At 36.7% G+C, this 21,804-nt stretch carries 17 protein-coding genes; 11 read left to right on the forward strand and 6 right to left on the reverse strand.

The annotated features are described in order from the left end of the window. Positions 1 to 69 precede the first annotated feature (69 nt). Both A1D18_RS05000 and A1D18_RS05005 read right to left on the reverse strand, forming a co-directional pair. The gene (locus tag A1D18_RS05000) at positions 70 to 1,011 is read right to left on the reverse strand and encodes a glycosyltransferase (RefSeq protein ID WP_071662708.1); all 942 of its coding nucleotides are present in this window, start codon (positions 1,009 to 1,011) and stop codon (positions 70 to 72) included. A gap of 4 nt (positions 1,012 to 1,015) precedes the next feature. Beyond that, a complete protein-coding gene (locus A1D18_RS05005) occupies positions 1,016 to 2,794 on the reverse strand; it encodes a glycosyltransferase family 39 protein (RefSeq protein ID WP_071662709.1) in 1,779 nt (592 codons plus the stop codon). A 127-nt stretch (positions 2,795 to 2,921) separates the two neighbouring features. On the opposite strand from A1D18_RS05005, the gene elbB reads away from it, so the two are divergent. Further along, entirely contained in the window at positions 2,922 to 3,587 is a 666-nt protein-coding gene (elbB, locus tag A1D18_RS05010) for an isoprenoid biosynthesis glyoxalase ElbB (RefSeq protein ID WP_071662710.1), read from the forward strand. Positions 3,588 to 3,599: 12 nt separating this feature from the next. Next, positions 3,600 to 4,268: a tRNA (guanosine(46)-N7)-methyltransferase TrmB gene (gene trmB, locus A1D18_RS05015; RefSeq protein ID WP_071662711.1), complete on the forward strand. Its 669-nt coding sequence runs from the start codon at positions 3,600 to 3,602 to the stop codon at positions 4,266 to 4,268. Positions 4,269 to 4,283: 15 nt separating this feature from the next. On the opposite strand, the gene hemW is transcribed toward trmB, so the two are convergent. The 4 genes from hemW to ku are packed head-to-tail and all read right to left on the reverse strand — an operon-like array spanning position 4,284 to position 8,765. Continuing rightward, on the reverse strand, positions 4,284 to 5,429 hold the full coding sequence (gene hemW, locus A1D18_RS05020) for a radical SAM family heme chaperone HemW (protein ID WP_071662712.1): 1,146 nt from the start codon (positions 5,427 to 5,429) through the stop codon (positions 4,284 to 4,286). Positions 5,430 to 5,479: 50 nt separating this feature from the next. Next, positions 5,480 to 6,391: a non-homologous end-joining DNA ligase gene (ligD, locus tag A1D18_RS06715; RefSeq protein ID WP_084028748.1), complete on the reverse strand. Its 912-nt coding sequence runs from the start codon at positions 6,389 to 6,391 to the stop codon at positions 5,480 to 5,482. Positions 6,392 to 6,401: 10 nt separating this feature from the next. Then, a complete protein-coding gene (gene ligD / locus A1D18_RS06720; protein WP_084028749.1) occupies positions 6,402 to 7,946 on the reverse strand; it encodes a non-homologous end-joining DNA ligase in 1,545 nt (514 codons plus the stop codon). 6 nt (positions 7,947 to 7,952) lie between these two features. Further along, on the reverse strand, positions 7,953 to 8,765 hold the full coding sequence (gene ku / locus A1D18_RS05030; protein WP_071662713.1) for a non-homologous end joining protein Ku: 813 nt from the start codon (positions 8,763 to 8,765) through the stop codon (positions 7,953 to 7,955). 587 nt (positions 8,766 to 9,352) lie between these two features. Between ku and A1D18_RS05035 the strand changes: the two genes are divergently transcribed. From A1D18_RS05035 to A1D18_RS05075, 9 genes are all read left to right on the forward strand, one after another. Beyond that, positions 9,353 to 11,464, forward strand: a complete 2,112-nt coding sequence (locus A1D18_RS05035) for a glycosyltransferase family 4 protein (RefSeq protein ID WP_071662714.1) — start codon at positions 9,353 to 9,355, stop codon at positions 11,462 to 11,464. Then, entirely contained in the window at positions 11,442 to 12,671 is a 1,230-nt protein-coding gene (locus A1D18_RS05040; RefSeq protein ID WP_071662715.1) for a glycosyltransferase family 4 protein, read from the forward strand. The genes A1D18_RS05035 and A1D18_RS05040 overlap by 23 nt, the downstream gene beginning before the upstream one ends. After that, entirely contained in the window at positions 12,668 to 13,813 is a 1,146-nt protein-coding gene (gene wecB, locus A1D18_RS05045; protein ID WP_071662716.1) for a non-hydrolyzing UDP-N-acetylglucosamine 2-epimerase, read from the forward strand. The genes A1D18_RS05040 and wecB overlap by 4 nt, the downstream gene beginning before the upstream one ends. Then, positions 13,782 to 14,729, forward strand: a complete 948-nt coding sequence (locus A1D18_RS05050; RefSeq protein WP_071662717.1) for a glycosyltransferase family 2 protein — start codon at positions 13,782 to 13,784, stop codon at positions 14,727 to 14,729. The genes wecB and A1D18_RS05050 overlap by 32 nt, the downstream gene beginning before the upstream one ends. Before the next feature lie 74 nt (positions 14,730 to 14,803). After that, positions 14,804 to 15,439, forward strand: coding sequence for a class I SAM-dependent methyltransferase (locus A1D18_RS05055; RefSeq protein ID WP_071662718.1), 636 nt, complete (start codon positions 14,804 to 14,806; stop codon positions 15,437 to 15,439). Between the two features lie 86 nt (positions 15,440 to 15,525). Beyond that, complete coding sequence (locus tag A1D18_RS05060) at positions 15,526 to 17,721, forward strand: hypothetical protein (protein WP_071662719.1); 2,196 nt, start codon at positions 15,526 to 15,528, stop codon at positions 17,719 to 17,721. Positions 17,722 to 17,798: 77 nt separating this feature from the next. Next, a complete protein-coding gene (gene galE, locus A1D18_RS05065; protein ID WP_071662720.1) occupies positions 17,799 to 18,839 on the forward strand; it encodes a UDP-glucose 4-epimerase GalE in 1,041 nt (346 codons plus the stop codon). Positions 18,840 to 18,841: 2 nt separating this feature from the next. Next, entirely contained in the window at positions 18,842 to 20,851 is a 2,010-nt protein-coding gene (locus tag A1D18_RS05070; RefSeq protein WP_071662721.1) for a glycosyltransferase, read from the forward strand. A gap of 227 nt (positions 20,852 to 21,078) precedes the next feature. Continuing rightward, positions 21,079 to 21,735 (forward strand): ankyrin repeat domain-containing protein, encoded by a 657-nt coding sequence (locus A1D18_RS05075; RefSeq protein WP_071662722.1) that lies wholly within the window; start codon positions 21,079 to 21,081, stop codon positions 21,733 to 21,735. The last annotated feature ends 69 nt before the right edge of the window (positions 21,736 to 21,804 follow it).

The following is a 21,804-nucleotide window of genomic DNA, read 5'->3' on the forward strand; positions in this document are numbered from 1 at the left end:
TTAAACTTAGTTATATTTTTAAAAACGCAATAGAGAGAGTCTTCAATTGCACGATGCTGCTCAACAAACCTATTCATTCGTATCATCAATAATTTTTCTAATAACATAACGGGGTCGATGACGCACCTCTTGGTAAATACGTCCAATATATTCACCCATAATACCTAAACCCATTAACATTATTCCCATTAAGAAAAAAACTATTGCAAACAACGTAAACACGCCTTCCACTTCGGGCCCAATAATAATCCGTCGTAAAAACAAATAGACAACAAAAAAGCTACTTAACATTGAAATAAATAATCCTAGCATGGTAAAAATCTGTAATGGCAATAAAGTAAAACTCGTCATCCAATCAAAATTCAAACGTAACAAACGATAAAGATTATATTTGGACTCACCTGATTTACGCGCATCGTGCGCAACTTCAATTTCAGCAGGAGATATCGAAAGCCTATAGGCTTGTGCTGGAATGAATAAAGAAGTTTCCTTACTCGCTATCATTAAATCAATCAGTGCACGTCGATAGGCTCTTAACATACAGCCTTGATCACTCAAACGAATCTTAGTCATCTTATAGCGCAACCAATTGTTTATGATAGAGGCATAACGCCGAAAAAAAGTATCTTGTCGATTTTTTCGTATACCTCCCACATAATCATGCCCTTCTTCCATGAGATTAACTAACCGATAAATTTCCTCAGGTGGATTTTGTAGATCCGCATCTAAAGTAATAATAATTTCTCCTCTTACACGTTCAAAACCTGCCATCAAGGCCATATGTTGGCCAAAATTACCATTAAAATGAATAATACGGATTTGTTCCGGGCGCCTTTTTTGTAGTTCATTCAATTGATCGTAGGAATCATCCTGACTTCCATCATTAACAAGGATAATCTCGTAGGGTTTATCTGACTTGTCTAATGCCGCAATCACCCGCTGATACAGTTGTTCCAAGTTTTCGGACTCATTATAAACAGGTATAACCACACTGATATAGGGTTTATTCATTTTGCTAATCCTCTTTATCATTAATACTATTTTTTATTTTCTTTTTTTCGATAGGATAATTGCTTAATAAAACATTTTGTGGTGTCTTTGCAAGCAAATAAATTCGATATTTTTTTTGTTTATTAATCTGTTGATAAACTTCTTTGCTAGTTATCATATAAATACGCTGCGAACTATTCCATGCAGGCCAGAAATTAGCATCTTTTAGCATCCACTGGCTAGTATCTTGGTGTTGCATCCCAAAAGCTAATTCCCCATCCACATTGACTGTAAATACTCGTTGATTCAAATAAAAAGGCAAATCTTGATAATAATCATGGTAGGCCACTATTTTATCATTAGGTTTTAATAAAGGCTTGAGCACTGCGACTAAAGGCTTTATAGAGCGAGTATCAAACTGAGGAATACTAACAGAAACAACCATAAAACTAACCACACTGCCTATTGCCAAGCTTGTAAATGCCATACTAGATTTTTTCCGAATAGCAAATAAGCTTGCTACTATACTGGCTAATAGAAAAACACTATAACTTGTTATCAAAAAAAGTCTTGTGCTTTGTGACAACTTAATAGAAGCATCGTTTATTAAACAGAAAATACCCATTCCTCCTAAACCTAGCCAAACTAAAGGTACAGCGATATAGCCCCATATATTATTCCAACTTCGTTGCCAGTGAGTAGAAAGATAATGACCCACTAATAATGCCAGTGCAGGAAAAATAGGTAAAATATAGGGTATTAATTTAGAATGTGAAAAGGAAAAGAAAGTAAAAATGATACCTATCCAGAGTAAAAGAAAAATATAATTATTTTTTTCCTTAAATTGTTGCCAATTTCGAGGAAAGTGATTCAGTATAGCTTGAGGTAAAAAACATATCCAAGGTAAAAACCCGGCGATAAAAATTGGAATAAAATACCAATTGGGTTGATAACGCTGTGCAATTAAAGTGGAATAACGCAAAAATTGCTGGTCAATAAAATAGAATTGAAAAAACTCAGGATTTCTTGCCTGAACCAAAATATGCCAAGGTAAAACTAGTAATAAAAATAATAAAATTCCACTAGGAAGATAACATTGCTTCAATAAACGCCACTGATTAAACAATAATATCCAAAATCCAATAATCATAGTTGGAAATACTATGCCGACTAGTCCTTTTGTGAGCACAGCTAAGCCTGCAAACAGATAAGCACTATAAAATAACCATCGACGACTTAAGCTTGGCGGCTGATTGGCGGCAAGTAAAAAAGCTAACAAACTTCCTGATAAACAGGTCGATAAAGTCATATCGAGTGTTACCATCCGCGCTAATGCAAAATAGAGCAGACTGGAAGCAAGGATAATGGCACTTAATAATCCGGCTCGTCTTTCAAAAAGAATTCGACCCGATGCATAAACGAATAAGCAACCTAATAATGCCACAATAGCGTTAGGTAAACGAACCGTCCATTCACTAATAGACGGCAAATAGCGACTTCTTTTAGGCTTATTCAATGCTTGTTCTGTTTGGACAATCAGTGGGTTAAAGATTTTAATCGCGCCCGCTTGTAACCAGTAAAACAAGGGAGGCTTTTCAAAATATTTAACTCCATTCAGATGCGGTGTGACAAAATCATGCAGAACCAACATTTCTCGCGGAATTTCAGCATACCTCCCTTCATCCGGCACACTCAGTGGCCTAGTTCCTAAAAATAAACCGAATGCTAAAGTAATACCCACTGCTAGTAAGATTAAATCAAAATACCAGCTTCCTTTACTGAGTTTAGCTTGAATGATCGACATTTTTTACTACTGCCTATTGTGGATAGGGGTTAATAAAGCTAAAAGTACTTGCAAGATGTCGATTCCCATCTTGAAGCACAATGAATATAATAGGGAAAATTTATAACGGTTCTAGAGAGGAAAAGCAATGAAAAATCAACATATCGCCGTAGTTTTGTCGGGATGCGGGGCCTTAGATGGCAGTGAAATTCATGAGTCCGTACTGACTTTGCTAGCTTTAGATCGTGCTGAATTAGCCTATCAATGTTTAGCTCCTAATCTATCTCAGACCCGAGTAGTCAATATGATTGATGGTAAAACTCAAGAGCATGTGAAAAGAAATATACTGGAAGAATCCGCTCGTATTGCACGTGGAAAAATTAAGGACATTGCCTTAGCTAATGCCGATGACTATACCGCAATGATCTTTCCGGGTGGTTTCGGCGCCGCATTAAACTTGTGTAACTTTGGTTTGAATAAAGAAAATTATTCCTTACAAGCGAATGTTTTTAAATTTGCTAAAGCCATGGTAGAAGCAAAAAAACCTGCCGGATTTATTTGTATTGCACCGGTTTTAGCGCCGAAGCTTTATCCAGCCGGTATCAAAATAACCATAGGAAATGATAAGGCCATTGCAGAGATATTAGAAAAACTAGGTGCCCAACCTATTCCATGTGCCGCCACAGACTGTGTCGTGGATAAAACTCATAAATTAGTTACCACGCCAGCCTATATGTTAGCTCGCTCAATTAAAGAAATAGCGATGGGTATTGAATGTTTAGTAAAAGAACTCTCTCTATTGTTGAATACATAATCTCTTTTACCAATGAACCGATTTAGACCGATACGCAGTTTTGTACATCGTCAAAAAAAACTAAGTCAACACCAGCAGCTCGTTTTTTCTGCCTTATCTGATCAAAACAACTTACCAACCCCCATAGATTTTAAACGCTTATTCGAACGCGAAGCATGCATTATATTAGAAATTGGTTTTGGGATGGGTAATAGTTTATTGGAGCAAGCGCTACAACACCCAGAAAATAATTATCTAGGGATAGAAGTTCATCGGCCCGGAATCGCATTACTCTTAACACAAATCGAAAAATTTAAGCTGAAAAATATTAAAGTTATTTATGCAGATGCCACAGAAATTTTAGCTCACTCCATCCCTAACTATAGTTTAGATGTAGTACAAATTTTTTTCCCTGATCCCTGGCCAAAAACCCGGCACCATAAACGACGATTGGTACAAGCAAAATTTATTGAATTATTACATGAAAAGCTTAAATTAAATGGAAAATTACATCTCGCCACGGATTGGCAAAATTACGCTCAACATATGTTAAAAATTATGGAAAATACACCACAATGGCAAAACACTGCTGAGAAAAATCAGTTTACACCCAGACCCCCTACAAGGCCGATGACTAAATTTGAAAAACGAGGACAACAACTAGGTCATGCTATCTGGGATCTCGTTTTTATTACACTTTAATCTTTTTTTATTATGTTAATCACTCATAAACATAGCGAGTAAATTATTATAAAAGCGTTTGCCAAATTCTGTCGTTTCCATTGCAAATGTATCATAGGTAAGCAACCCTTGTTGCTTCGCTTTGTGTAAAATAGGCTGAATACTTGAAAAAGATAATCCTGTTCGTTGCTGAAATAATTCTGCTGGGATCTTTTGAAAAAGCCTTAACGCGTTTAACATAAATTCAAAAGGCAATTCTTTGGCTAGAATAAATTTTTCTTCCGCTAAAAAATGATTCTTCTGTGATAAGTAAGTTTTTGGATTTTTTTGTTTCCAAGCACGCTTAATAGTCATTTTTTTATTATCGGTTAGTTTACTGTGCGCACCTGCACCGATGCCTATATAATCACCAAATTGCCAATAATTACGATTATGATTGCAATGGTATCCCTCTTTACTAAAAGCAGAAATTTCATAGTGCTCATAAGCTTTTTGACTAAAAATTTCTTCGCCTCGTTCTTGTAACTCCCCCATCGTTTCTTCTAATGGTAATTGCGGCGGCCTTTGATAAAACTCAGTATTTGGTTCAATCGTCAATTGATACCAAGAGATATGTGTGGGTTCCAATGAAAAGGCAATCTGCAAATCTTTTAAGCCTTCCATGATACTTTGTTCCGGCAAACCATGCATAAGATCGAGATTAATATTAGTAAATCCTGCTTTTTTAGCTGCAATGACGGCTTGAATCGCTTCATCTCCATCGTGAATACGACCAAGGCGCTTTAGTTTTTCAGTTGAAAAACTTTGAATACCTAATGAAAGTCGATTGATACCTGCTTCACGATAAGCATAGAACCGCTGATATTCTACCGTTCCTGGATTTGCTTCTAACGTTATTTCGATAACATCAGAAAACTTTAAACGTTTAGCAAGTGCTACTAACAAATAGTTAAGTGTGTCGGGTGAAAATAAACTAGGAGTACCTCCACCCATAAAAATACTGGTGATGGGTCGATCGGGCAACTTTTCAAGATCTTGCTCTAAATCTGCAATCAATGCATTGATATAATTTTTTTCTGGTAACTCTGATAACAAAGTATGTGAGTTAAAATCACAATAAGGACATTTTCGAATACACCAGGGAAAATGAATATAGAGCGACAAAGGCGGTAAAGTTAGCATACATCTTGAGGTATGAGAATAATACAAATTTTACTAAAATAGCGGCATGATTATACCATGGGCAAGCTCAATTTTTGCTTTAATTGATAAAAATCTGTCCAAGGGTCATGTTTAAGCTGAGCTAATCGCTGAGGCAAGTTTTTTACGGTGAAGCTATCCGATTTAATTCGAGCATTTAATTCCTCCCAAGCCAAAGGAGTAGCTACGGTGGCATTTTCCTTAATACGAGTTGAATAAGGCGCAATGCTGCTAGCACCGCGTTGATTTCGAAGATAATCCACAAAAATCTTTCCTCTACGCTTTGTTTTGCTCATATTCGCAACAATAAGTTGTGGATTCTGTATAGACAAATACTTTACAAACGTATGGGAAAATACTTTTATTTTATCCCAACTATACAATCGTTTAATAGGCACTACAACATGTAGTCCTTTACTACCGGTTGTTTTAACAAAACTTTTCAAGTTAAGCTTCTGTAAATGATCTTTGACTAAAAAAGCAGTTTCAATAACGCTTTTCCATTCGACTTGCAATCCCGGATCAAGATCGAATGTAATAAAATCGGGTTTTTCTATTTTATCAATTTGACTAGCCCAAGGATGAATTTCTAAAACCCCTAATTGTATTAAAGCCATTAAACCAGACTTATCCTTAATATAAAGATATGGCTCCGATTTATCGGTTTTATCTGGCAAAGTTACCGCATACAGATCCTGCGTTGCTGTCGTTAAATGTCTTTGATAAAAACAATTTTTCTTTTGGCCGTTGGGACACCGCAACAATGTTAATGGCCGTTTTAAAATATAAGGCAATATCCAATTTGCTACGGTATTATAATAATTGGCTAAATCTAATTTAGTGAGGTTTACTCCGGGATATAATAATTTATCGGGGTGAGATAAATGAAAGTTTATTAATGCCCTGCTATTTTTAGCTAATTTTCTCCTATTGAGCTGACGCATTTCTTTAGAACTACTCCTTGATAATTTCTTTCGGCCTTTTATCGCTGCGTAATCCTTTAAAGCTGGGATGGCGTAGCACACCTGCTCGCGTCCACTCAGTAAATTCTACTTCAACGATAATTTTTGGAATAACCCAAGACACATCGCCTATTGCTGCAGGGACATCCTTAAAAGGTATTTTATCCGTTTTATATTTATTAAGTAGTTTTCTAATCTTTTTTAAAGAATTTTCATTAAAGCCAGTTCCAACTTTGCCACAATAAAGCAATTCCTTTCTTTTACCATGCACCGCTAATAATAATGAAGCAAAATAATGTCGATTTCCCTTTCCTAGTGTAAATCCTACCACTAAAAATTCTTGTCGTTTGCTACATTTACTTTTAAGCCAATTTCGATTTCTTCCTGGTAAATAAGGACTTAGTTTCTTTTTTGAGATTATTCCTTCTAAGCCTTTTTTACACGCTTTTTTAAAAAAAATATCGCCCTCTCTTCCATCAATATGCGCGCTAAAAATAAGCTTATTATTATTTAATGGAATTAATTTTTGTAATAATTGCTTACGCTCCTGTAAAGCACATAAACTTAAATCCATACCTTGATAATAAATCAAATCAAAGACAATATAACTTAATATTGATTTTTCTTTTTTATTAATTGAATTAGATAGCAATTGGAAATCAGATTGTTTTTTATTATTTATCGCAATGACTTCTCCATCTAGAATAGCTGATTTTAGATTTAGCTTTTGAACTTCCAGCTGTAATTCTTTAAATTTTTCTGTCCAGTCCTTTTGATTTCGAGTCAGAAACTTTATTTTTTTATCTTTAATAAAGCAAAGTAGACGATAACCATCAAATTTTACCTCATGTAGCCAATCATCTCCGGTAGGTGGTTTTTCGACCAATGTTGCTAATTCCGGCTGCATCGAATGAGACATGTGTTTTTTTCTGGCTTTGCTTAGCGTAATAGTTTTAGGTTTATCGGGTAAATCTGTATGGGATTTTTTTGCTATTCCCTCCAAAGATCGCCTGCTAATCACACTATTAGGTTTCGCTTGTGTAATATCATACTGTTTTTCTGATCGTGCAAACTTATCTTTTACCTTAATAAATAACCAATTTTTTGGATTATTTTTAATTCGAACTAAATGCCAAGCCCCTTTTAATTTTTTCCCTTTTAAAATAAAACTTAAATGTCCTTTTTTATAAGCAAAATTAGCATCTGCCGTTTCGAATACCCAAGTACCAACATCCCAAAGCATCACCGTGCCCCCACCATATTCACCTTTGGGAATGATGCCTTCAAATTTTGCATATTCAATGGGATGATCTTCTACCTGTACCGCTAAGCGCTTAATTGAATTATCTAAGCTAGGCCCTTTAGGTATCGCCCAACTTTTTAAAACGCCATTTAATTCCAAACGTAGATCATAATGCAAATGACTAGCGGCATGTTTTTGAATAATATAAATTAATTGTTTGTTTTTTTTAATGCTGCCATAGGGTTCAGAACTACGCTTAAAATCTCTTTTTTTGCGGTATTTTTCTAAAGACATAGCTATCTATCCACGTTTTTTAGATGTTTTCTGCTTATTTTTTTCTAAGCTTTTTTTCAATAAATCCACAAAATCAATGACATTGCTTTTCTTAAGCTTGGTTTTTATTCTCTTTGCAGAAACTTTTTTATGATGAATCTTAGCTTCTACCCATTTTGATAAAGTTTCTCTAAATACATCATGATAGTCTTTCGGATTCCATTTGGTGGTCATACCATTCACCAATTGTTTAGCAATCTCGATTTCTTTAGCTGAAATTTTGTAGGCCTTTACATTAGCCGAGGGAAATTCAAAATCCGCTACTTTTCTAAGTTCTTGGTGATATCTAAGCAGATTCAGTACAAGCGCGTTCTCATAAGGGATAAGTGCTGCTAAGTACTCGCGGGTATGAATAATAACTTTAGAAATTCCGACTTTTTTAGTATCTTTTAAGATTTCACGCAGTAAAACATAAGCCTTTTGACCTTTCTTATCCGGCACTAAATAATAAGGTTTTTCAAAATCCATCGTACTAATGCTATTTTTATTAACAAACGTAACAATATCAATCGTCTTCGAATGTTCGCCTGAAATAGCTTTAATGTCAGACTGTTTTAACACCCAGTAATTATTATCATCATATTCGTATCCCTTAGCAATATCCGTCCAAGGCACTTCTTCACCGGTATGTTCATTGATACGCATATAGCGAATTCTTGCTTTATCACGGCTATCGATTAATTTAAATTGTATATCAAATTTTTTTTCAGCTGGATATAAAATAACCGGTATGTTGACTAAACCAAACGTAATATATCCTTTCCAAATAGGCCTTACCATTTAAGTCTTCCTTTATTTCAAGTTAAAAACCCTTTTATATTATATATCTAGCAGCTATTTAATGATCGGAAATTTTAAACTGACTATTTTTCGAGCAGTCATTTAATTCCCCAAGACAGTCATTTTTCGGTTTTTTTATTGTTTTAAATAATAAGCACAAACGCTAGAATAACGTTAAATGCGTTGTTTGCGACACTGGCAGCGAACAAGCTGCTCCGTGCGGCGCGTAGACGCTATAATCCGAAACAATTGCACATGAAAGAAAAGATATGACGAATTTTTATTTAATGGGTTTATAGCTGGTTATGCTATCCTACAAACTCGGTTTTAGTTTTGTAAAAATAATGAATACATTAAGAAATTACTTCACTCATTTTGCGTATCGTTGTTATGTAAACTTTTATTTAAAGTGCTATGTAAAGTTGCCACGTTGTTTGAAAACAATAGTGAAAAAACTGAGAAATAGATACTTTACCTCAGATCAATTACCAGCAGATGTTACAAGTCGGAATATAATCGATTTTATCAACCAAATAGCCTCCTTTGTTGATAGAGACAACTCTGTTTTTCTAGTGCAATCAACCATCATGAATTATTTAGGAACTGAATTCTATAATGGTGGGGCTGAACGCTATATGTTGGATCTCGCTAAACTCTTACTTGAGCAAGGCTATACTGTTTATTGTGTACAATATGCGCTGGATCGCCCTTGGATTAGAAATTATTACGGACTTACTATTATTGGATTACCGAGTATTGCCAAACCAATATTATTTAGATGGTGTGTGTCACAGCTAACGCAAGGCGTAGCACTTGTTATTAGCTCACCTTTTAATCTCGTTACGAAGGAAAACGCAAAGAAAATTATAGGAATTAGCCACGGTATTTTTTGGGATCATCCTACTCTAAATGAACAAGCGACGAACATTCTCCAATCAATTAACCCCTTAGATAGATTAGTTACTGTTGATACGGCCACACTGAATGTTATTAGAAGCCAGCAAATCAAGAATTTAAATAAAGTCGTTTTTATTCCTAACTATGTTGATCGTAAAAAGTTTTTCCCCGCTAAATACATAAGTAAAAATGAAAGACTCGTTATTTTATACCCAAGAAGGCTTTATACACCCAGAGGATTTTGGCTGGTACGGACATTAATCCCAAAACTACTCCATGAATTCGATGACATCAGTTTTTTATTTTGCGGCAAAGCAGAAAACACAGAAATGAAAGCGATAAAAGTGTTGATACAACGCTATGGGGATAAAGTGAAACATCGTGTTTGTTCACCTGATGCGATGGGCGCTGTATATCGCCAAGCTGATATCGTGCTGATTCCCACTCTGCATTCAGAAGGAACCTCAATGAGTTTAATTGAGGCCATGGCTTCAAAGAAAGCGATTATTGCCACGTATGTGGGAGGCTTGACTGATTTAATCAGCGACCGTTTTAATGGTCTGATGGTTTATCCGGGCAACAAAGAAGAATTATATCAAGCAATTAAAGCGTTCATTATTAATAAAGACTTGCGCGATGAGATGGCAAAAAATGCCTACGAAAAATCCTTGGCGTTCGATATTTCTTTGTGGAAAGAAAAATGGCTGCGTGTTCTTGGCCCACTATTAAATGAGCGTAAAACAAAATTAAACCCTATATCCCGCAGGATATCTGAACTTTCATTAGTTCATATGCATACGCTAGGCATCACATTTGATATGATGGTGCAGCGTCCGCAACAACTCTTTAAAGCGTTGTCCTTGTTAGGTGCAAAATGTTTTTTCTTAGAAGATAAGCCTGGTGATCAGCAGCATATGGTTAATAAAAATCTTATTATCAGTGGACGTGAAGCCCATGTCGATTTTTCGGGTATGATTGCCTACACTTATTTTGCATCAAACTATGCGCATATAAAAAACAACAAACCACAGTGGCTAATCTATGATGTGCTCGATACGCCGACTATACATAATTGTTCTGATTATTTGAAAAACCATGACTCTATGTTAGTCGCTGCTGATATGATTTTAACGAGCAGCCAGTTACTTTATCAACAGTATCGTCATAAGTTTTCTGAAAAAATAATCAAGTATATTCCCAATGCGGCAACACCAAGTGATTGGATTAGCGGTAATGCATGTAAGCCAATCGATTTTCCACGTTACGCGAATAAAACTATAGGTTATTATGGTGCACTTGCGGAATGGTTTGATTTTTCATTACTCGATAAATTATGTCTTGATTTTCCCACCTGTCAGTTGCTGCTCATTGGACCCTGTCGTGAAAACTATTCTGAATATAAACAACTGTCTTCCCTATTAGAAAAACATAGTAATTTATTCTACCTGGGCTTAAAAAAATATACGGATCTGGCAAATTATGCCCATTATTTTGATGTCGGTATCATACCGCATGTTGATCAGCACAAAGTAACTCAAGCTTCTTCACAGGTTAAATTGTATGAATACATGAATGTGGGAATGCCTATAGTATCGAGCGATATACCTGAATGCAGACAATACCAATCTGCACAGATTGCAAAAAGTCATGATGAGTTTCTCGCATTAGTACGACGTTCACTGAATCTGCCCAAAGAAGACACCTATTTTAAAATCATGAAAAAAGAAGCTAAAGAAAATACTTGGCAAGTACGTGCAAACTGTTTAATAGAAGCTATTTATGAACATTTTAGTATTGAGTGATAATTATCCACCAGAAATGAATGCAAATGCCCGAATCATATCCGAACTCCTTGAACATTGGGCGCAAACTCATCCTGTTACCGTGCTAACCTGCCACCCTAATTTTCCAAGAGGCAGAATCTTCAATACTCACAAAAACCAGTGGCGACAAAAAACAACCCTTAAAGGGGTAGAAATTATTCGCTTAAAAACCTATATGCATCCTAACACTGGATTTGTCAGAAGAAGTTTGGACTTTTTTTCGTTTGGATTCGTTTCTTTTTTCGCAGGTTTATTCCAAAAAAACGTGGATATAGTCATCGGCGTCACGCCGCAATTTTTTTCTGCCTTATCCGCGTGTTATTTGGCGTTAATCAAAAAAAGACCCTTCGTCATGATTCTATGCGATTTGTGGCCTGATTCTATTGTAGCTAACGATGTTATGAAAAAAAATTGGCTTTATAGAGTACTTAAAAAGATTGAATATTGGATGTATCATAAAGCAGCCTCGATAGTAATTCTATCAAGGTCGTTTAGAAAAAATTTACATCAAGCCGGTATTACGGATAACAAAATTTTCACATCTATTTCAGGTGTCAGCAAGCAATTTTATCCACGACCCAAAAATCCCATTATACTCACACATTATAATTTAACAGGTAAATTTGTTATAGGTTATATTGGTAGTTTGGGCATTTCCCATAGTCATCATGATATCCTGTTACTTGCGGAATCACTACGCAACACGAGCTCTTTCCCATTCCATTTTCTTATTTTAGGCGATGGAGTAAAACGTGCTGAGTTGTCGCAACAAAAAAAGGATCGTGGTTTGGATAATGTGGATATTGATGGTCCTTTTTCGGCAGATCGCATCCCTGACTACTGGTCTGTTATCGACATAGCCATTGTGCCGCTTGCCAACACACAGACTAATACAACCGTGTTACCTTCTAAAATTTTGGAAGCTTTAGGCATGGGAATACCTATTGTTTTATATGCACCCGAAGGTGAGGCCAAAAAATTCTTAGCAGAAACACAAGCAGGGTGGTATGTCTCCGTAGGAGATTTGATCGCATTAGAAAAACGATGCGTAGAACTTTTTATGCAGAATACACTTATTTCGCATAAAAAAAAGCAAGCTCTTAACGTCGCCAGCCAGTTTACCCGGGAGCAACAAGCGGGTGATTTATTGGCACACTTAAAAACAGTTTATGAAGCTGCAAAATGAAAAAAAGAACGATTGTTTGTGTCATTGGTACCAGACCGGATGCATTGAAAATGATTCCGGTGATCGAAGCGTTGGAGTCCGATGGACGATTTTTTGTAGAGACCGTTATTACAGGTCAACACAGAGAGTTATTAGAACCGATTCTACAAGAATTTCACATTAATTCAGCAATTAATTTTTCGGTAATGCGTCCTGATCAAAGCCTGAATTCATTAAGTGCTAAACTATTAAGCCATTTTGATCGTTTTTTCTCTGAAAATCACTGCGATTTAGTGATTGCACAAGGTGATACCCATAGTACTTTTATGGCCGGTTTATCTGCTTTTTATCGAAAAATTCCTTTTGCACATATTGAGGCAGGCCTCAGAACGACTACAATTCATCGCCCCTTTCCAGAAGAGTTGAATCGTAGAACTATTTCTATGTTAGCCAATTTGCATTTTTGCCCGACACAACAATCCGCTAATAATTTGTCAAAAGAAGGTATTCACACGAATGTATTTATCACAGGTAACACGATTATTGATACCTTATATCACTATAGAAAAAAAATAGGTGTGCAGAAACCAACGGACGAAAAAATAATTTTAGTGACCTGCCATCGCCGAGAAAATTTTGGAAAGCCGTTGTTCTGCATTACTTCCGCATTACGCAAATTAGCTGAACAAAATCCAACAATTAAATTCTTTTTCCTGATACATCCGAATAGGAACGTGCAAACTGTCGTAGAAAAACAGTTATCGCCTATTCCAAATATCATACTCAGTCAATCATTAAACTATGAGCAATTAATCCGTCTTATATTAAGTGCCTATTTAGTATTAACCGATTCAGGTGGTTTACAAGAAGAAGCACCCGCGCTGAATAAACCTGTATTGATATTGAGAAATGAAACAGAACGTACAGAAAGCGTGGCCTGCGGTGCTGCTCTGTTAGTAGGGCATGATGTGAACACGATTATTTATCATGTAGAACGGCTTTTAACCGATAAAAACAGTTATCAGCGTATGTGCCAAACTGGATCGCCTTATGGTGATGGTCACGCGGCAGGACGTATTGTCGACATTATTACAAAACTTTTAACGCAAGGTAGGGTTAATCAAGCTCGCTATGAAATTGATCATTCAAATTCCCTGTTATAACGAAGCAACAACTTTACCTATTACACTCGCGGCACTTCCCCGTGAAGTGTCAGGATTCACTCAAGTCGAGTGGCTCATTATCGATGATGGTAGTACAGATAATACCGTAGACGTAGCACAAAAACTGGGTGTTAATCATGTTATTCGGCATACTTGTAATAAGGGTTTAGCACATACCTTTATGACAGGGATCAATGCATGTTTAAGTTTAGATGCGGATGTGATTGTCAATACCGATGCAGATAATCAATATAATGCTCAGGATATTCCGTTACTGCTTGCTGCTATTATTGACGGTAAAGCGGATATCGTAATTGGCACGCGCCCGATTAACAACATTGAGCATTTTTCAAAAATAAAGAAAAATCTGCAAAAACTCGGTAGCTGGGTAGTCCGTGTCGTGAGCAGAACGGATATTCCAGATGCCCCTAGTGGTTTTCGTGCAATCAGTCGTTCAGCAGCGAAACGCTTGATCCTATTCAGCGAGTATACCTATACCTTAGAAACTATTATTCAGGCTAAGCAAAAAAATATGATGCTTATCTCTGTTCCCATCCGTGTCAATAGAGATTTACGACCTTCTCGTTTGGTAAAAAGTATCCCCTCCTATATCAAACGATCGATCATGACGATATTACGTATTTTTGTGGTTTACCGTCCGTTTCGATTCTTTGGTTTTATTGCAGCAGTGTTAGCTAGCATAGGTGTTTTTATTGGCTTGCGCTTTTTATATTATTATTTTGCAGGTGAAGGTAAAGGACATATTCAGTCACTGATCCTAGCTTCCGCACTGTGTGTGATGAGCTTTCAGGCTTGCTTAACAGCTTTTTTAGCCGACATCATTGGTGCTAATAGAAAACTATTAGAAGATGTACGATGTAATCTGAAAGATATACAACTTAATAAGAAAAAATAACGTTTAATTAGTCGATTTGGCGTGTGACAAAATAGTTTTTTATAGTTTAACTAACAGAAATAGGGGTTGCATAGATGAAATTTAAAATAGCCGGCGGGCTCAGCGAAAATGGCGTGGTGGCAGGAAATGTATTTAATAAATATGATGCAAAAAATTATATTATACGCAGACTCATGCAGGGTTTTGCATCCTCTCTGTCACTGCTGGTCAATAAAGTTAATCCAAGTAGCATCTATGAAATAGGATGCGGTGAAGGTTATTGGGTTTTACATTGGAATAAGCTCGGACTTGCTGCACGCGGATGCGATGTATCGTCACAAGTCATTAAGATAGCGCAAGCGAATGCATGTGATAGTCATCTGCCCAATCAACTTTTTACTGTCAAGGATCTCTATGAATGCGATGAAAATAATGCAGCCGATTTGATTGTTTGTTGCGAAGTACTTGAACATCTTGCTGATCCCAACAAAGGTCTGCGTGTATTACAAAAAATTGTCAAGAAGTACTTAATTCTCAGTGTCCCGCGTGAGCCTATCTGGCGATTATTGAATATGCTACGTGGCAAATACTGCTCAGCTTTTGGTAATACACCCGGACACCTTCAGCATTGGAGTAAACGGCGCTTTGTGACACAGATCTCGACATATTTTGATATCCTTGAGGTAAAAACACCTTTTCCATGGACTATGTTGCTATGCCAGCGTAAATAAAAAGTTTTGTAACTCAAACTTCACACTAAACTATGCAAACAACTCCTACGAAAAACACAGCATCAAGACGCAAATGGAAAATCAGATTGTGGGGGTTAGTTTTTTTTGCGCTAGTACTTTCACTCTATGGGGCTATCCCTTTTCTCATGATGCCTACCTTATCAACCGCGGTTTGGACAATAGGTTTTTCTCAATCCTTTTTGAATCAGTCTTTACTGAGTATTTATGCTAACAACTTTGGTTTTCCTCATCCGGCGGCAATAGCGTTTGGTTTAGCCGGTGCATACCCTTGTGCTTTATTAATGGCGTTGGGATTTCCGGCAGGGGATGCTTATTCCATGATGTTTGTCGTTTGGCTGGCGCTTGCTTTTTGGGGGGCTTATCGCCTAGGTCTAAGCTTAGGACTAACCGAAATGGGCTCGTTGTTGACAACCGTTCTGTGGTTAAGCCTACCTATTGTTTATTTGCATAACACTTATTCGATGTTGGCACTCGGCATTGCGTTATTACCTTTTTATTTTTGGATGTCGATCCGACTTTTTTACCTACCACAAACTAAGTTATTACAAAGTCTTTTTTACACCGCACTTGGATATAGTTTAACTTGTTTAATTGCGGTATTCATGGATGGCTACAGCTTTATGATGTTTGCTGTTGGCTCTTCGATATTAGCCACTTATCTTTTTTTTCGTGTTAAAGAGAAACGCGCTTATTTTTTAAAGTTTGCATTTCCTCTTCATTTTCTTGCGTTTGGTTTAGCTGTTTTGTTGTATATTTTGTATATTGGTAGATTTAGCTATCCTCTTTCATCATTTGATTATTTTCGAGCCTATGGAATTGATCTCAGTTTTTTACTGAGACCAACCCAAGGAGTTTTCTGGTTGTGGGATAGCTTGCATCTCAGTGTTAACCGATCGAGTAATCAATTTTTTGGTAGCGAAATACTATGGACAACAACATTTAGTTTGCCTTTTATACTGTTAGGGGGACTATCTTGGTGGAAAACTAGAAAAAAAAATGTCTTGGCAACGGGCCTATTATTGATGAGCTTTTTTGGATTGTGGATGGCGATGGGTCCTTCGATAAAAATCAATTCCACAAAACCTTATTCTATGTCAAGGGAGATGCCTCATGAATACGCCCTCATGCCAACAGGAAATGCCTCACTTTCCAAATACCTTCCAGGATTTCAGGAAATGCGTGAGCCTTATCGCTGGATGGCGTTAAGTTTATTGGGTTTATGGATATTACAGTTAATTTTTTTGGCACAAACTCAAAAGAGCTTACGTTATCGTAGCAGTTGGATAGTAATTATACTGGTCGCATTGATCCTAACTAACCTGCCGCACCTACGTGCTACCTGGCATCATTATTCGCAGTATCAAAAAAGTTTTTGTCAAATCAATCAGGAATTGATAAGGCCTTTATCATTTGATCTGACTAAAGGAGATAGAGTGGCTTTTGTACCTTATCGAAACGATTATTTACTTAACTATCTCTCTGCAGCCTTAAAAATACGTGCTTACAATATTGGTGGTGATAAAAATCTAGCTGAGGCCCGTCAGTATTGGCCTAGCCTTATGCAACACTTCAGCTCAAACTATGTTGATCCGTTTGCTACGTATCGTATTTTGTTGTTATTAGCCACAGGGCAAGCTGATGCCATTGTTTTACCTTATACAAGTATGTTCTGGGGTGCGGAGGAATGGTCCTCCCTTGTCTTTCGCGGCGCTGTGGAACCTGTGATTGAATCCCTCGAGAAACTACCTTGGGTCGATGTGCAAAAGAGAAAATATTACGCTGTCGTGAAACTTAAACCGATTTTCTTTTTGCACAAAAAGAAATTACTTCGTTATCTTCAACGACATCCTTTTTCTTTAGCGGTCGCTTTAAAAGAACAAGGTTTTCCAGGAAGTGCATTGACAGAAGTAGGTTTGATTAAAAATCAACAAATATATACAACTGGTCAGGCTGGTATTTTGCTACAAGGTCCCTATACCACCATGACAAAAGGTCATTATCGTTTTGTGCTGTATGGTTCAGCAAAAAATCTATCGGGAGCATGGATTCATATAAATTATGTAGAGTCTAACAGGGTCATCTTAGCCCAATCTTCCTTTCAGAAAATAAAAAATACAAAAGGGATACTAACATCCTACGACTTTACAATTAAAAAATCTGTAACTGAATTAGAGATACAAGTTCTTGTAACAAAGAAAACAAACATGCAAATCAAAGGCTATGAACTTATCCGAATGGATCCCGTAACTTCTTCGATTTAAATAAAATTTTTAATGCTTAACATGATTTTATTAACGTTGTTCAGCAATATTTTACTTAAAATAGAAATAACTTATCTATGCAGCAAATTATTTTAGTTACTGGTGGAACTGGATTTATTGGTTCGCACGTTTGTGTAGCACTTATAAATGCAGGGTATGATATTGTTATCCTTGATAATTTAAGCAATAGCTATTCTGAAGTTGTTGATCGCTTGGAATGTATTTGCAAATTTCGATTAAAATTCATAGAAGGTGACATTCTTGATTCAAACTTGCTTGATGATATTTTTTTTGAAAATAACATTTCAGCAGTCATACATCTTGCAGGCTTGAAAGCGGTCAGTGAATCAATAAAAAATCCTTTGAAATATTATAATAATAATGTAGAAGGTACACTTAAGCTAATTAGTGCTATGCGTAAAGCTAATGTGAAAAAACTTGTTTTTTCTTCATCAGCGGCTGTTTATGGTCAACCTGTAAATGTACCTATTCGGGAAGATTTCTCTCTCTCTCCTAAAAATCCTTATGCTCGATCCAAGTTGATGATTGAAAATATATTAGCTGATTTACATAAAGCAGAATCCGATTGGCATATTGCCTGTTTACGTTACTTCAACCCTGTAGGTGCACATGAAAGCGGACTTATAGGTGAAGACCCTAAAATATTTCCATATAATCTTATGCCCTATTTAACACAAGTCGCTATAGGTCGACGTAAAGAGCTTACCATTTTTGGTGGCGATTACCCAACGACAGATGGTACTGCAATACGTGATTATATTCACGTCATGGATCTAGCCGAAGGGCATATCGCTGCATTGAACTATATTAATTGTAAACAGGGATTGGTGACAGTAAATCTTAGCACAGGAAAAGGCGTGTCTGTACTCGGGGTATTACACGCTTTTACAAAAGCGAGTCAATGTACAATAGCTTACTGTATTTTAGACAGACGACCAGGTGATATTGCGGAATGTTGGGCGGATTCAAGTTTTGCTCAACAAATTCTGTGCTGGCAGGCGAAGCGTAACATGACTCAAATATGCAATGATAGTTGGCGTTTCCAGAAAACTAATCCCAATGGCTATTCTTTATTACATTTTGAAGAGATAAATTAAACATGAAGAAATTTATTAAAAAACAACTGGTTAGGTTTATAACTAAATTTGTCCAAATGACTTATATTCGCCGGCTAATTTTGTTTGTCTGTCGCTTATATTACAAAGAAATTGCTGAGCAACAGGAAGGCATACTGGATAACTATGGACATGCTATTCGAGGCTTGGAGAAAGCACTTCATCGTCATGAAACATCACTGAACTCCTTGCAAAATCAATTACAACAGTTTGTTGCCAACAATAAGCATTTAAAAGAACAAATCGAAGTTGTTAACAGTGCAGTTCTATCAGAAAGTACACCCATATTACATCACTCTAACCCTACACCTAATCTAGCTATCAAAGTATCTCTCGTTATTAATACCTATAATCGATTACATACGCTACCCAATACGTTAAATTCATTGAGTTATTTGCGCTACCCTCATCTTGAAGTGATTGTAGTGGATGGGCCTAGTACCGACGGTACACGTGATTATTTGCAAACAGTTTGGGCAAATAAAATAAAGATTTATACCTGTAACGTAGCTAATTTATCAAAATCACGCAATATCGGGATTATGAAGGCTTCGGGTGATGTTGTTTGTTTTATTGATGATGATGCCGTACCGGAAGCAGACTGGATAGATGAGTTAGTCTCAGCTTACCAGGACAACAGCAAAGTGGCTGCAGTGGGAGGTTGGACACGAGACCGTACTGGCGTAGGCTTTCAAACCCATTACACGGTATATAATCGAAATTCGATATGTGAGAGTGATATTTCAGACACACTTCAAACCCAACCCTATAACCCCCATGCTGAAAAATTTCCTGGAGTTATAGGAGTAAATTCTTCTTTTCGTCGTTCCGTGTTGCTAGACATAGGTGGGTTTGATGAAGAATATGCCTATTGTGTTGATGATGCAGATGTGGTGCTTCGTCTACTAGATGCAGGTTATGAAGTTCGAACGGTTCCTACGGCTGAAGTACATCATTGTCTTGCATCAAGCCCAAATCGATCTCAGCCAGACAATTTTTGTTCCTGGTCACAAATTATGACAAGTATTGCTTATTTTTGTATCAAAAATGCGGCCCCCGCTACGTCTTTCCGACGTTGTTTGGAACAGATTGAAGAACGAAAAGCAGATCTTCGGCAGAATACGCGTTATCGATTAGCTACCAATAGAATTAACCATACCGATTTTGATCGGTTAATGACAGAGATTGATCAGTTTTCTCGGCAAGGGATTACTGACGCATTGGCTTTTCCATGTCGTCAATTGATGAAAAATGATCTAACTCAACAGGCGCAGTGGCAAGACTTTCCTCGTTTGCTCGCTGCCCCACAATGTTTACGGCTTGCATTTATTTTAGAAGAATACCCACCCAATACAGATGATAATGTTGAACTATCTATTTATCATCTTGCACAAGACTTAGCTGCTGCTGGGCATGAAGTTACAGTGCTTACACAAACTGAAACAAATCAACATACAGTAAATTTTGAAACGAGTCTCTGGATTCACCGATTACCCAATGATACTTCTATGGCAGCGACCTTCCCTAAAGGTATGCCTTCTGGTCTACCTGATGCATTTCGTCATACAGCGGGACGAGTATTAGCTGAATTAGATCGCATCAATGAACGTCGCCAAATTGATTATGTAATCGGAAGTAATTGGAACCTTAGTCTTGCGGCAGTAATAGCATCCCATCAGTATCCTGTTGTTCTGTATCTTTGCTTGCAAGATACCGCAGCATGGCAAGAAAGAATCTTAGACTATCCAAAGTATGCCGCTCAAATAACTTATGCAGGAGCACAGGCACTGCAACAAGCAAATCACATTTTAGCTTCTTCAAAAACCGTTTGTCGCGATGTAGCACTTAACTTTAATATTTGCCTTGATGAGAAATGTATTACGTTATTTTCAGTAGACGATTCCTGCTCTGCTGTACAGAGATTGGAATCTATTTTATATGACTTCAACTGCGCAAAAGGTGAATTATACTCCCCACAATTGGATTCTTTGTAAATTTAATAGCCTACAGAAAACTAATTTCAACATTAAAATAACCTGATAAGCACAAAACTTTCCCATCTATCGAGGCTACTCAAAAGAAAGGGCTGAAGAGTGTCAGAAAAATTCTAATGTAGGCAATGTATAATTTCTTTATCAAAAAAGGCAAGATAGACTATCGGGTAGTTTTTATTTAATATTTTAATCTAAACTATTTTTTACTACAAATAAGGTGTATTAATATGCCATTAAAACTTTATACTGCTATTAAAAATGGGGATTTTTATCTTGTTAATTTCCTAATTGAAGAGGGAGCTGATGTTGATGCGGTTATTGAAGATTGCAACTACCATCCACCACTGAATTTCGCATCTGCTAAGGGACATGTTGAAATAGTAAAATTACTAATAAAAAATAATGCTAACATTAATGTCGTTGATCACTGTGGATATGGATACACACCATTACATCAAGCTTGTAGGAAAGGACAGATTGAAATAGCGAAAATACTTATAGAGCATGGTGCTGACGTTAATGCAACTGACCGTAATGGAGCGACCCCACTGCATTTAGTTTGTAAAAAAGGCTATACTGAGATAGCGGATTTACTGAGTGAGAATAAGGCTGATCTTAATAAACCTAACAATTTTAAAGTATTACCCTTACTTTTAGCAGTATTTCACGGCAAAACTGAGATAGTAGATTTGCTAAAAAAGAATGGGGCTAAGATTTTTGCATCTGACGATAATGAAGAATTATGGCGTGATTTATCTAGAGAATGCAATATTGAATCAGCTAAGCTAGTTATTGATGCTGTGCTGGTGAAAAATCTAGAAGAAAAAAACCTAGCTGCATACAACCGCATTCAGAGATATCCAATTATTGGGATGAACAAGTAATAAAAGAGAAACTAGTTTGGCACTTTTCAAATGAGGGCATAAGTAAAGTAATGCTCGCAACTGTTTTAG

The organism is Candidatus Rickettsiella isopodorum, assembly GCF_001881495.1.
GTDB classification, from domain to species: Bacteria; Pseudomonadota; Gammaproteobacteria; order Diplorickettsiales; family Diplorickettsiaceae; genus Aquirickettsiella; species Aquirickettsiella isopodorum.